The organism is Streptomyces coerulescens, from assembly GCF_042657965.1.
In the GTDB taxonomy this organism is placed as follows: Bacteria; Actinomycetota; Actinomycetes; order Streptomycetales; family Streptomycetaceae; genus Streptomyces; species Streptomyces coerulescens.
Genome location: NZ_JBHSKM010000019.1, coordinates 330773 through 343981 on the forward strand (window position 1 = coordinate 330773; position 13209 = coordinate 343981).

10 protein-coding genes and 2 tRNA genes are annotated in these 13209 nt (G+C 69.9%); 2 read left to right on the forward strand and 10 right to left on the reverse strand.

Going from position 1 to position 13209, the window contains the following annotated elements; translation table 11 throughout:
- Positions 1–128 precede the first annotated feature (128 nt).
- The 3 genes from ACFPQ9_RS24570 to leuS form a co-directional block, all read right to left on the reverse strand.
- A complete protein-coding gene (locus ACFPQ9_RS24570; RefSeq protein WP_380857094.1) occupies positions 129–974 on the reverse strand; it encodes a DegV family protein in 846 nt (281 codons plus the stop codon).
- A 93-nt stretch (positions 975–1067) separates the two neighbouring features.
- On the reverse strand, positions 1068–1940 hold the full coding sequence (locus ACFPQ9_RS24575) for a hypothetical protein (protein WP_380857097.1): 873 nt from the start codon (positions 1938–1940) through the stop codon (positions 1068–1070).
- A gap of 204 nt (positions 1941–2144) precedes the next feature.
- Positions 2145–5012, reverse strand: a complete 2868-nt coding sequence (gene leuS / locus ACFPQ9_RS24580; protein WP_380857100.1) for a leucine--tRNA ligase — start codon at positions 5010–5012, stop codon at positions 2145–2147.
- A gap of 471 nt (positions 5013–5483) precedes the next feature.
- Here leuS and ACFPQ9_RS24585 point away from each other — a divergent pair, with 471 nt between their 5' ends.
- Positions 5484–6860, forward strand: a complete 1377-nt coding sequence (locus ACFPQ9_RS24585) for a ferric reductase-like transmembrane domain-containing protein (protein ID WP_380857103.1) — start codon at positions 5484–5486, stop codon at positions 6858–6860.
- Entirely contained in the window at positions 6857–8470 is a 1614-nt protein-coding gene (locus tag ACFPQ9_RS24590) for an NADH-ubiquinone oxidoreductase-F iron-sulfur binding region domain-containing protein (protein ID WP_380857106.1), read from the forward strand. The genes ACFPQ9_RS24585 and ACFPQ9_RS24590 overlap by 4 nt, the downstream gene beginning before the upstream one ends.
- A gap of 49 nt (positions 8471–8519) precedes the next feature.
- Here ACFPQ9_RS24590 and ACFPQ9_RS24595 read toward each other — a convergent pair.
- The 7 genes from ACFPQ9_RS24595 to nadD all read right to left on the reverse strand — a co-directional run bounded on the left by ACFPQ9_RS24595 (position 8520) and on the right by nadD (position 13154).
- A tRNA-Ala gene (locus ACFPQ9_RS24595) sits at positions 8520–8592 on the reverse strand.
- Positions 8593–8700: 108 nt separating this feature from the next.
- Positions 8701–8934 (reverse strand): hypothetical protein, encoded by a 234-nt coding sequence (locus tag ACFPQ9_RS24600; protein WP_003976229.1) that lies wholly within the window; start codon positions 8932–8934, stop codon positions 8701–8703.
- Positions 8935–9366: 432 nt separating this feature from the next.
- Positions 9367–9439: transfer RNA gene (locus ACFPQ9_RS24605), tRNA-Ala, on the reverse strand.
- A gap of 108 nt (positions 9440–9547) precedes the next feature.
- Positions 9548–10219 carry a histidine phosphatase family protein gene (locus tag ACFPQ9_RS24610; protein ID WP_380857117.1) on the reverse strand — a complete coding sequence of 224 codons (672 nt, stop codon included), beginning with the start codon at positions 10217–10219 and terminating at the stop codon, positions 9548–9550.
- Positions 10216–10662, reverse strand: coding sequence for a ribosome silencing factor (gene rsfS / locus ACFPQ9_RS24615; RefSeq protein WP_380857120.1), 447 nt, complete (start codon positions 10660–10662; stop codon positions 10216–10218). The genes ACFPQ9_RS24610 and rsfS overlap by 4 nt, the downstream gene beginning before the upstream one ends.
- A 124-nt stretch (positions 10663–10786) precedes the next feature.
- Positions 10787–12490 carry an LCP family protein gene (locus ACFPQ9_RS24620; protein WP_380857123.1) on the reverse strand — a complete coding sequence of 568 codons (1704 nt, stop codon included), beginning with the start codon at positions 12488–12490 and terminating at the stop codon, positions 10787–10789.
- A 25-nt stretch (positions 12491–12515) separates the two neighbouring features.
- Entirely contained in the window at positions 12516–13154 is a 639-nt protein-coding gene (gene nadD, locus ACFPQ9_RS24625; protein WP_380857126.1) for a nicotinate-nucleotide adenylyltransferase, read from the reverse strand.
- Between the last annotated feature and the right edge of the window lie 55 nt (positions 13155–13209).

Genomic DNA, 13209 nt, shown 5'->3' on the forward strand with positions numbered 1-13209 from the left:
ATTACCGCCCAGTTGTGGAAAACCCCGCCACCCACACGAGTGACACCACCCATACAGAGGCGTCCCTGTCACGCAGAGGCGCCCCCTTCACGCAGAGGCATCCCGTCACGCGCGCTCCCAGCACCCCTTCACCGAGGCGAAACCACAACCCCCAGCAACCCGGGCCCCGTGTGCGCCCCGATCACCGCCCCGACCTCACTCACATGCAGGTCCGCCAGCCCCGGCACCCGCGCCCGCAGACGATCGGCGAGTGCCGACGCCCGGTCCGGTGCCGCGAGATGGTGTACCGCGATGTCCACCTGTGCGCTGCCCGCCCGGTCTGCCGCGATCTCTTCCAGTCGGGCGATCGCCTTGGAAGCGGTGCGGACCTTCTCCAGGGGACCGATCCGGCCGCCCTCCAGCTGCAACAGCGGCTTCACCGCGAGCGCGGAACCCAGCAGGGCCTGCGCGGCGCCGATCCGGCCGCCGCGCCGCAGATAGTCGAGGGTGTCGACGTAGAAGTAGGCGGCCGTCCCCCCTGCCCGCTTCTCGGCGGCCGTGACCGCCTCGTCCACCGTGCCGCCCGACTCCGCCGCCTCCGCCGCCGCGAGCGCGCAGAATCCGAGCGCCATGGCGACCATGCCGGTGTCCACCACCCGCACCGGCACCGGCGCCTCACGCGCCGCGAGAACCGCCGCGTCGTAGGTGCCGGAGAGCTCGGCGGACAGATGCAGGGAGACGATGCCGGTGGCGCCGGACTCGGCGACCCGGCGGTAGTGCCGTGCGAAGACCTCGGGGCTGGGGCGCGAGGTGGTGACAGGGCGTCGCTTCTGCAACGCCTGAGCGAGGGAACGGGTCGAGATCTCGGTGCCCTCGTCGAGCGCCTGGCCGCCGACGACCACGGTCAGGGGTACCGCTGTGATGCCGTGACGCTCCATCGTCCGGGGCGGCAGGTAGGCCGTTGAATCGGTGACGATAGCGACATGGCGGGACATGAGCTGGAGGTTACCTGGCGTAGTGCCCGGGCGGCAGCCCGACCCCGCTCAGGCGGTGAAGCCTTGACCGGAGCGGCGCGTGGTCCTGAGGGCTCAAGTCGTGCTCTCGGGACGGGGTTTCTTCTGCCAGGGGTAGGTCTGGCGAGGGCCCGGCGGGTTGATGGCGGCCCTCGTGGGCTCCTCCGCCCGCTGGCGCTGAGGGCTGTCCGGCCAGGTCTGCTCGGTCGTGTCACCGGCATCGGCGGCGGGTGCCTCCGGCCACGGGGGCGGCGGGGAGGACGGGCGCTCGGACGCCGGGCCGGCCGCCGAGGATTCCGCCTTCGAGGATCCGGTCGCCGAGGATGCCGTCGTCGACGAGCCGGTTGCCGAAGAGCCGGTCGTGGAGGATCCCGTCGTCGAGGAGCCGGTCGCCGTGGATTCCGTCGTCTGCCAGTGCCGCAAGGCGCCGGTCTCCACGTCGATCTGGGCGCTGAGGGTGTCCAGGTCGTCGGCGGCGAACCGGCGGGCCCGGTCGCGGACCGCCCAGCGCAGCGAGTCCGCCGCCTCGACGATGCGCTCGGTGCGCTCGCGCAGGTCGGGCAGCCGGGCGCCGAGCGTCGTACGGTCCGGCTCGGACTCCAGGCGTCGGAGCTCCGCGTCCAGTTCATGGCCGTGCGCGCTGAGGCGCTCGAAGAGGCCGAGGGACTCCTTGAGGGACTCGTCCTCGCTCACGCCCGCGTGCAGGGCGTCCTGGGTGGCGCGCATCGAGGTGCGCAGCTTCAGCCGCAGCTGCGCCAGCTCGCCGGCCGCGCCGGGCTGGGCGAAGGACTTGGCCCGCAGGGTGTGGTCCTCGACCGTGCGCCGGGCGTGGGTGATCGTCTCGTCGACTCGGCGCTTGGCGGCGCCGACCACCTTCACCGTGGCGTACACGCCGAGCGCGACGAAGAGCACGAAGAGCAGGGCGACGACTGCGATCACTGCTTCCACGAGCTCCTCCTCCGACCGGTCGCGACCCGTAACCAGGTCACTCTTCAACGGTAAACGCAGCGGGCAGGCCCGGAGTTCCAGCAGAACCCCGAACCTGCCCGTAGGGGATCACCCCGAGCCAAGATCACGCCGGGCCGACGACCACGCAACCGCCACCGCGAGCCCCACCACGCTCACCGCATCCGGCCCGACCGCCGCAAGGCACTACGCCGGAACGATGTTCACCAGCTTCGGCGCGCGCACGATCACCTTCCGGATCCCGGCCCCGTCCAGCGCCGCCACGACCTTCTCGTCGGACAGCGCGACCTTCTCCAGCTCCTCCTCGGAGATGGCAGGCGAGACCTCCAGGCGGGCCTTGACCTTGCCCTTGATCTGCACGACGCACGTCACCGTCTCGTCGACCACGTACGCGGGGTCGGCGACCGGGAAGTCCTCGTGCACCACCGAGCCGGTCCGTCCCAGCTTGCGCCACAGTTCCTCGGCGATGTGCGGGGCCAGCGGCGCGACCATCAGCACCAGCGACTCGGCGACGGAGCGAGGAACCGCCCCGGCCGCCTTGGTCAGGTGGTTGTTCAGCTCGGTGACCTTGGCGATCGCGGTGTTGAACCGCATGCCCTCCAGGTCCCCGCGCACGCCGTCGATCGCCTTGTGCAGGGCACGCAGCGTGTCCTCGTCGGGCTCGGCGTCCACCACGGTGACGGCGCCGGTCGACTCGTCGACGACGTTGCGCCACAGCCGCTGCAGCAGCCGGAACTGACCGACCACCGCGCGCGTGTCCCACGGTCGCGAGACGTCCAGCGGGCCCATCGCCATCTCGTACAGCCGCAGCGTGTCGGCGCCGTACTCGGCACAGATCTCGTCCGGAGTGACCGCGTTCTTCAGGGACTTGCCCATCTTGCCCAGCAGCCGGGAGACCTGCTCGCCCTGGTAGAAGTACGAGCCGTCGCGCTCCTCCACCTCGGCGGCCGGCACCGCGATGCCCCGGCTGTCGCGGTAGACGTAGGCCTGGATCATGCCCTGGTTGAACAGCTTGTGGAACGGCTCCGCTGAGGAGACGTGGCCCAGGTCGAACAGGACCTTGGACCAGAAGCGCGCGTACAGCAGGTGCAGCACGGCGTGCTCGGCGCCGCCGACGTACAGGTCGACACCGCCGTGCGGCTGGCCCTGGCGCGGGCCCATCCAGTACTGCTCGATCTCGGGGTCGACCAGCTGCTCACTGTTGTGCGGGTCCAGGTAGCGCAGCTCGTACCAGCAGGAACCCGCCCAGTTGGGCATGGTGTTGGTCTCACGCCGGTACCGCTTCGGACCGTCGCCCAGGTCCAGGGTGACGTTGACCCAGTCCTCGTTGCGGGACAGCGGCGTCTCCGGAGAGGTGTTCGCGTCGTCCGGGTCGAAGGTGCGCGGGCTGTAGTCCTCGACCTCGGGCAGCTCCAACGGCAGCATCGACTCGGGCAGCGCGTGGGCGATGCCGTCCTCGTCGTAGACGATCGGGAAGGGCTCGCCCCAGTAGCGCTGGCGGCTGAACAGCCAGTCGCGCAGCCGGAAGTTGACCGTGCCCTCGCCGGCGCCGGAGCGCTCCAGCCACTCGGTGATGCGCGCCTTGGCCTCGACGACGCCCAGGCCGTCCAGGGAGATGCCGTCACCGGTGGAGTTGATGATCTTCGCGTCGTACGACGCGAAGGCGTTCTCCCAGGTCGAGGTGTCCGTGCCGCGGCCGTCCGTCGGCTCGACGATGCAGACGATCGGCAGCTCGAAGGCGCGGGCGAACTCGAAGTCGCGCTGGTCGCCGCACGGTACGGCCATGATCGCGCCCGTGCCGTAGCCCATCAGGACGTAGTCGGCGATGAAGACGGGCACCTGCTCGCCGTTGACCGGGTTGGTCGCGTACGAGCCGATGAAGACGCCGGTCTTGTCCTTGGCCTCGGCCTGGCGCTCGACGTCCGACTTGGAGGCGGCCTGCGCGCGGTAGGCGGCGACGGCCTCGGCCGGGGTCGCGTGACCGCCGGTCCACACGTCGTGCGTGCCCTCGGGCCAGGCGTCCGGGGTGAACTTGTCGACCAGCGGGTGCTCGGGCGCCAGCACCATGTAGCTCGCGCCGAACAGGGTGTCGGGGCGCGTGGTGAAGACGGTGATGCGCTCGCCGTCGATGGGGAAGTCGACGCGGGCGCCCTCGGAACGGCCGATCCAGTTGCGCTGCTGCAGCTTGATGGCCTCGGGCCAGTCCAGCTCGTCCAGGTCGGACAGCAGCCGGTCGGCGTAGGCCGTGATGCGCATGTTCCACTGGCGCAGCTTGGCCTTGAAGACCGGGAAGTTGCCGCGCTCGGAACGGCCCTCGGCGGTGACCTCCTCGTTGGCCAGCACGGTGCCCAGGCCGGGGCACCAGTTGACCGGCGCGTCGGAGGCGTACGCCAGGCGGTACTCGCCCAGGACGTCGGCGCGCTCGCCGGCGGTCAGCGTGTCCCAGGAGCGGTCACCGGGGACGGCCCGCTCACCGGACTCGAACTGCGCGACCAGCTCGGCGATCGGGCGGGCCTTCCTCGCCTCGTCGTCGTACCAGGAGTTGAAGATCTGCAGGAAAATCCACTGGGTCCACTTGTAGTAGTCCGGGTCGATCGTGGCGAACGAGCGGCGCTTGTCGTGGCCCAGGCCCAGCCGGCGCAGCTGGACCTTCATGTTCTCGATGTTGGCCTCGGTGGAGACACGCGGGTGCGTGCCGGTCTGCACGGCGTACTGCTCGGCGGGCAGGCCGAAGGCGTCGAAGCCCAGCGTGTGCAGGACGTTGTGGCCGGTCATGCGCTGGAAGCGGGCGAAGACGTCGGTGGCGATGTAGCCCAGGGGGTGACCGACGTGCAGGCCCGCACCGGAGGGGTACGGGAACATGTCCATGATGAACTTCTTGGGCTTGGCGACCAGCTCGGGGTCGCCCGCCAGATCACCCTTGGGGTTCGGCGCCGCGTACGTGCCCTCGGCGTCCCAGAAGTCCTGCCAGCGTGCCTCGATCTCGGCGGCCACGGCCGCCGTGTAGCGGTGCGGCGCGGCCACCTCGGCGGCAGCGGGGTTCGTCTCGCTCATGATCCTCAAAGCTCCATCGATCGTCGTGGCCGTCGGCTGCGATTCCCCGGAAACGAAAAATCCCCTCGCACAGGAGGGGACGCCGCGCCGATGCCGACCGTCCGGTTCGCCCGGAGGTCGGGATTGATCAGCGCGGCTCGCTAAGCAGAAGGCGTACGGCACGCATGGCGTCAGGGTACCGCAGCGCCGCAGCCGGTCGCGACGGGCTTCCCGGGGGGCGCGTGACAGCACTCACGAGAGGGCTCACACATGAACAACCGCGCCCCCCGCTCCGTACCTGAGAGATGTGAAGACATGGAAAAGCTGAACAAGGTTCAACTGTTACCTGGCGTAACAGTCGCTAAGGGGCATCGCGAGCCCCACACAGCCCGTAGATAACAACGCAATAACTCAAACGCCGTACCCCCCGGTATGGAGCCACTTAGAGTGCGGCAGCGGGACCGCCTTCCCGAACCGCTCGGAGTTGCCCCCATGAACCCTCGTCGTAGTAACAGTTCGCTCCCCAGGACGGGCCGGTCGGCCTATGGGGTGGCGTCCGCTGCCGTACTGCTGCTCATACCCCTGGTCGTGCTGCTCGGCGGTACCTGGCTCCAGGAGTTCCTCAACTTCGGTGCCGGCGTCCTGTCGCTCGTCTGTCTCACCTGCTCGGTGATCTGGGGCCTGGTCGCCCAGGACCGGATGATCCTCAACACCCGTCAGCGGATCATCGCGCAGGGCATCCACCGAGTGACCGCCGTCGGCTCGATCGCCTTCCTCCTGGTGCACATCGGCGTCAAGCTGGCCCTCGACCACGCCAGCCCGATCGCCGCGATCATCCCCTTCAGCCTGGTCTTCGCCGGCGGCAGCGAGATCCCGGGCAGCGCGTTCCTGATCGGCCTGGGCTCCCTGGCCGCCCTGCTCATGATCTTCGTGGGCATCACCGGCGCCCTGCGCAACCAGTTCGCCTCCCCGGCGCCGGTCGCCGCCCGCTGGCGCGCGATGCACATGCTGGCCTACCCGGCCTGGTGCTCGGCCCTGATCCACGGTCTGTTCGCCGGCCGCCCGGCGAAGACGTTCTTCATGGTCAGCTACGAACTCTGCGTCGTCGCCGTCGCCGCGGCCCTCGCCCTGCGCGCCGCCCCGCGCCCAATCAAGCGCAAGGTCGCCGACCGCCTCGCCGAGATCATCGGCAACGAGCCGGGCGCCCGCGAGGACCTGGAGGAGAGCCGCGCCCGGGCGGCCTCCGGCTCCTCGCTGCCGGGCTACGACAACCAGCGTCCGGCGCGCGGCGCACGCGACGAGCGCCCCTCCCGCAACGAACGCACCGGCCCACTGCCCGGCATGCCCTCCCAACCCCCGTCGGCCGCGGAGACCACGGGCGGTTTCGCCGCCGCCTACCGCGCCGTCAACCCCCGCTCCCGCGGGCAGCAACAGCAGCCGTACGCCGACCAGACCTCCCGCATGGACCTGCCCATGGACATGCAGCCGACGGAGGCGATCCCGCGCGTCGACGGCGGCGCGGGTGGCACCGGCAGCTGGCCCATCCCCTCCCCGCCCCCGGTCGGCGAGGCTCCCCGGTCGTCCTACGACCCGCTCAACGACACGGGGTACGACATTCCCGTCTACGACAACTCGGGCACCACGACATACGGTTCGAACACCTCGGGCTACGGCTCCAACGCGGCCGGCTACGGCTCGAGTGATGTGTATGACACCGCTGAGACAAACGCCGTCTTCGGCACGTACAACCAGAACGACACGTACAACAACAGCGGTCCCGCCACTGAAACATTCCCCGGTACGTCCTACGACTTCGACGCACCGGGTTCGGGCGAACCTTGGAACACGCCTTCCGGAGGGTTTAAGTGAACGAGGCCCTGCCCGACGTACCAGAAGTCCGCGTGGTCGGACTTCCGCAGCTCACGTCGGGCTTCGACCTTGTCGAAAGACTGGATCTGCCCATGCATCTCAAGGTGCACGGGCCGCTCGAACCACTGGGCGGCGAGCAACTCGCCAAGCTCGCCGAGAACATCAACCTGAAGGGCCGCGGCGGCGCGGGCTTCCCCTTCCACAAGAAGCTGCGCTCGGTCGCCGAGGCCGCGATCAAGCGCGGCGTACGGCCGGTCGTGGTCGTCAATGGCAGCGAGGACGAACCGGCCTGCCGCAAGGACACGGTGATGATCAACCGTGCCCCGCATCTCATCCTCGACGGCGCGCTGCTGTGCGCCGAGGCCCTCGGTGCCCGCACGCTCGTGGTGGGGGTCACCCGGGAGTCCACCCAGCGCTCCATGGAGGCCGCCCTCGCCGAGCGCGGCCTGAGCAACAGCCGCCGCTCGGCGCTACGCGCGTTCGTGCAGCGCAACCCGGTGCGCATGGTCACCGGCGCCGCCGCCTCCCTGATCCGCTCGATCGACGGCGGCCCGGCGATCCCGCCCGGCCGCAAGGTCAGCGCCTCGCAGAACGGCGTCGGCGGCGCCCCGACCCTGCTCTCCAACGCCGAGACCTTCGCGCAGCTGGCCATCGCCGCCCGCATCGGCCCGGAGCGCTACGGCAACACCGGTCTGTACGACGAGCCGGGCACCGTGATGCTCACGGTCTCCGGCGCGGTGGCGCGGCCCATGGTCATCGAGGTTCCGACCGGGGTGCCGCTGCGCTACGTCCTCCAGCTGGCCGGCGCCCCGCCGGTGCCGCAGGGCGTGCTGACCGGCGGCTACCACGGCAAGTGGATCGACGCGGCGACGGTCAACGAGGCGATCGTCTCGCGCAACTCCCTGGACGCGGTGGGCGGCGCGCTCGGCGCCGGCGCGATCCTGCCGATCACTCAGGAGACCTGCCCGCTGGGCGAGTCGCTGCGGGTGGCGCAGTGGCTGGCCGAGGAGAGCGCCGGCCAGTGCGGCCCCTGCTACCTCGGCCTGCCGGCCGCCGCGCGCGGTCTTGAGGACATCCTCAACGGCGGCGGCCCGGCCGCCCTGGAGGCGCTCAAGCAGGTTGCCAAGAACGTGAAGCGGCGCGGCGCGTGCTCGCACCCGGACGGCTCCGCGATGTTCCTGGAGTCGACCATCAAGGCGTTCACGGACGACCTCGCGGCCCATGTCCTCGGCAACGGCTGCGGACGGCCCGTGGAGGGCGTTCTGCCGCTCTTCGAGGGCGGCAGGGCACCCACGGGCATCCCGGGCGGCGCCGAGGAGGAGGAGAACGGCCCGGCGCGCCAGAAGATCTACGTGGACTGGACGCTGTGCCGCGGCCACGGCCTGTGCGCCGACATCCTCCCGGAGGTCTTCCAGCTCGGCGCCGACGGCTTCCCGACCGTCGCCCAGGCGATGGTCCCGCGCTACGCCGAGGCCAAGGCCCTGCGCGCGGTGCGCCGTTGCCCGGCGCTGGCCCTGCGCATCGAGGAGGACACCCGCGGGCAGGACACCTCCCGCAACAACCTGCCGGTCCTCTCCCAGGGCCGCGGCCGGCGCGCTCTGGGACGCTGAACACGACGAAGGCGGACCATCCTGGTGGATGGTCCGCCTTCGACTTCTGTGGAGCTAAGGAGAATTGAACTCCTGACCTCCTGCATGCCATGCAGGCGCTCTACCAACTGAGCTATAGCCCCTTGCTTGTTCCGCCCGGCTTCCCCGGCGGCGACGCCAACATTACCGTTCCACCTCGTGCAGCACCAAATCGTTTCCCGTGCAGCCCGATACGGTACGTTTTGCCCGGTTCAAGCCGTGACGAACGAGTAGAACCGCTTGAGAGTGCAGTGCTCCTCCAGGAGCCGGCCGTAGATCGGCTCACCCTCGAGTTCACGGTAGGTCTCGATGGGGTCGCCTTTTATGATCAGCGCCCGCGCGCATTCCTCGCACCAGTACTGGTAGTCGGGGTTCACCGGTTCCATGTCACGGACGATCGGCGTACCGCTGCCGCACCAGTCGCACTTTCGCCTGTGTGCACCCATCGATCAGCTCCAGCTGTGGCCGCAGGCCGTGCACACGTAGGAAACTCCGCCGTTGTCACCGAGAAGCTGGGCGACATGGACGGAGCCGCAGGAAGGGCAGCTGAGCCGGGTGATCGTATCCCGTGTCAATGCTGCATCGAAGAGGTGACCGACCTCTCCGAGGATGCACGCAGGCATCGCTACTCCCTCCCGTCGGGCCGCGCCCCCTCCGGCCGTTTGATTCTGCCACGGCCGGACCAATACGGTCAGCGACGCCTCAGTACCAGTCCGGACACGGCAGCCTCCGTGCCGTACGAACACGCACCCCAAAGCGCCTCCTGAGGGGTATACGCCTGGCGGGGCCCAAGTGACTCAAGCCGAACCCGAACACTTTGGCGGATACCAGAAGATCCCGCCGATCGAAGTGACCGGCGGGATCTTGTTGTCTCGCTGTGGAGCTAAGGAGAATTGAACTCCTGACCTCCTGCATGCCATGCAGGCGCTCTACCAACTGAGCTATAGCCCCTTGTAGCTGTTCTTCCCGCTCAGCGGGGCGAACAAGAAGAACTTTAGCCTGCGACCTGCCAGAAAGTGAAATCCGGGTCCCGGGCCGCCCCGGCCGGGACCGTCGGCGTCAGTCGTCGTCGCCGAGCACCGGCTCCGGCAGGGTGCCGGCGTTGTGCTCCAGCAGGCGCCAGCCGCGCGCGCCCTCGCCCAGCACGGACCAGCAGCAGTTGGAAAGGCCGCCGAGGCTCTCCCAGTGCTGGGCCTGGAGGCCGAGGAGGCGGCCGATGGTCGTACGGATCGTGCCGCCGTGGCTGACCACCACGAGGGTGCCGTCGTCGGGGAGCTTCTCGGTGTGCCGGAGCACCACGGGCGCGGCGCGGTCGGCGACCTCGGTCTCCAGTTCGCCACCGCCGCGGCGCACCGGCTCACCGCGCTTCCACGCGGCGTACTCCTCGCCGTACCGGGCGATGATCTCCTCGTGCGTCAGCCCTTGCCAGACTCCGGCGTAGGTCTCGCGCAGCGCCTCGTCGTGTGCCACCTCCAGGCCGGTGAGCCCGGCCAGCTCGGCCGCCGTGGCGGCGGCGCGCTGGAGGTCGGAGGCGATGATGGCGTCGGGCTTGAGGTTGACCAGCAGCCGGGCGGCGCGGCGGGCCTGGGAGATGCCCGCCTCGGTGAGGGGGACGTCCGTGGAGCCCTGGAAGCGGCGCTCCACGTTCCAGGAGGTCTGGCCGTGCCGCCACAGGATGACGCGGCGGCCCCGGCCGGGCTTGCCCGCGGACACCTCGCCGGTGGCACTCATCGCCACTCACCGCCGAGTTCGGCGGCCTCCTCGGCGGCCTGGAGCTCGGCGTGCTCCGCCGCCTTGCCGCGGGTGGCCTTGGCGTCCTCGGGCAGCTCCAGTTCGGGGCAGTCCTTCCACAGCCGCTCCAAGGCGTAGAAGACGCGCTCCTCGCTGTGCTGGACGTGGACGACGATGTCGACGTAGTCGAGCAGCACCCAGCGGGCCTCGCGGTCGCCCTCGCGGCGCACCGGCTTGGCACCGAGCTCCTTGCTCAGCCGCTCCTCGATCTCGTCGACGATCGACTTGACCTGGCGGTCGTTGGGCGCGGAGGCCAGCAGGAAGGCGTCCGTGATCGACAGGACGTCACTGACGTCGTAGGCGATGATGTCGTGCGCGAGCTTGTCGGCTGCGGCCTGGGCGGCGGTGTTGACGAGCTCGAGGGAACGGTCGGTAGCGGTCACTACAAGGCTTTCGATCGGCGGACACTTGACTTCACTCGACATCAAGGGTCTCACGGACCGGTGACGGCACCCCACGTGATTATCGCTTCACGTGGGGTGGCCTGCGGTGATGTACGGCTCGCGGCTACGAGGACGACGGTTCGTAGTCCTGGCCCAGGACCACGGAGACGTCGGCGTTCGCGGAGACATCGCCCTTGGTGACCGCGTCGGCGGACAGGCCCAGGGTCTTGGCGACCTCGGTGGCGTCGTCCTTGTCGGCGGCGTCGGTGTAGACGACCTTCGAGGTGGCCTCGGCGGACGCGGTGCCGCCCTCCAGGAACGTGAAGCCGCCGTTGAGCAGCACCACGCGGGCCTTGCCGGTGTTGTCCTTGACGCCGCTCGCGTTGCGGACGGACACCCGGATCGCGGCGTCCTTGTCGGGGCTCTTCGCGGTGCCGCCGAGGACGTCCTTGACGACGCTCGCGCTCGCCTGGGCGCTCAGCGTGCCGTCGGTCTGGACCGGCAGCAGGGCCGTCTTGTAGTCGCCGCCCTTGGCTAGGTCGGCGAGACGGGCGAGGAAGGCGCCGAGGTCCTTGTCGGTCAGCGGCGGCTCGATGATCATGCCCAGCGTCTGCACGGTGGTGGTCGCGCCCTGGGCGTCCGAGGTCAGCTTGCGCAGCACGGCCTGCATGACCTGCCCGAACCGCTCCAGCTGGGCGTTCTGCGCCTCCCCCGAGGCCTGGTAGGTGGCGTAGGCGACGGCCGACTTGCCGCTGAGGGTCTGGGCCTTGCCCTTGCGCACCAGGGGCGCGGTGCCCTTCTTGGCGTCCGGGTCGGGGATGTTCGTGTTGGTGTCGACCTCGATGTTGCCGACCAGGTCGACGAGGTTCTGGAGGTAGGGGGTGTCCAGCCGCCAGGTGCCCTGGATCTCGGTGCCCAGGACGGTGTCGATCTCGTCGCGGGTGCCGGAGGAGCCGTCGTCGTCGACCGACTTGGCCAGGGTGGTCGTGCTGCCGTCGTCGCCGGAGAGCGCGAGGGAGTTGGGCAGCAGGACGGTGGTGCCCTGCTTGGTGGTGGTGTTGTCGACGAGCAGCGCCGTGGAGGTGCCGCCCTTCTTGGTGTTGTGCAGATGGACGACGATCACGTCGCGCTTCTGGGCGCCGACGGGTGTCGCGGTGTCCTTCTTGTCGTCCGACGAGGTGAGGCCGGGCAGCTTCCCGGCGTACCAGAGGTAGCCGACGCCGCCGGCCGCGGCGAGCGCCAGGACGACCACGAGAGCGACCACACGCGCGCGTGCCCGTCGCTTGGCCTCCTCACGGCGCTCGGTGCGGTTCTCGGTGAACTTCAGCCAGTCGATGACGTCCTCGGAGTCCTGGTCGGGCTCCTCGACGAAGGCGAACTGCTCGGTGCGGTAGTCCCGCTCGCCCCGCTCCTGGGTCACCGGTTCCTCGACCGGCCCGGCCTGGTGCGGGATGTAGGCGGTCTGCTCGGCGGCCCGCGGCTGCTGGCCGCTGGTGGCGGTACGGCCGTAGGGGTCGTACGGCGCCGAGTGGCCGCCGGGGTGCTGCTGGTGCGTTCCGGTGCCGTACGGGTCGTAGGACGGCGAGGGCGGCTGCCGGCCGGTGTCACCGCCGCCGTAGGGGTCGTACGGCTGGGCCGGCTGCTGCTGCCCGCCCGTCGCGTACGGGTCGTAGCCGTATCCCTGCTGTGCGTAGGTGTCGTACGGCTGCTGTGGCTGCTGCTGTGGCGGGACCTGTCGGTACACCGGCCGTCCGTACTCGTCGTAGCCGACGAGTTCGTACTGGTCGGCGCCGTGTCCTGCCGCCCCCGCGTCGTATCGGTCGTTCACCGGTAGCCCCTCTCGGCTCACTGCCTCACTCGCCGCGGTACAGCTCACGTTTGTCGATGTAGCGCACGACTCCGTCCGGCACCAGATACCAGATGGGATCTCCCTTTGCGACTCTCGCGCGGCAATCGGTGGACGAGATGGCCAGCGCGGGAACCTCGACCAACGACACGCCGCCCTCCGGGAGTCCGTCGTCGTCGAGGTGATGGCCGGGCCGGGTGACCCCGATGAAGTGCGCCAGGGAGAACAGCTCCTCCGAATCCCGCCAGGTCAGGATCTGGCCGAGGGCGTCGGCGCCGGTGATGAAGAACAGGTCCGTGTCCGGGTTGAGCGCGCGTAGATCGCGCAGGGTGTCCACCGTGTACGTCGGACCGCCGCGGTCGATGTCGATGCGGCTGACGGAGAACTGCGGGTTCTCGGCGGTGGCGATGACCGTCATCAGGTAGCGGTCCTCGGCCGGGGAGACATGCCGGTGGCTCTTCTGCCAGGGCTGGCCGGTCGGCACGAACACGACCTCGTCCAGGTGGAACTGCGCGGCGACCTCACTGGCCGCGACGAGGTGCCCGTGGTGGATCGGGTCGAAGGTTCCGCCCATGACGCCGAGCCGGCGCTTGCCGGGATTCGACGGGCCGTTTCCGGGGCCGGTAGGCATGTCCTGCTCTCCCATGCGTGCAGACCCTACCGGCCCCGTCTGAGAGCTCCGGCCGGCAGTCGCGCGGGCG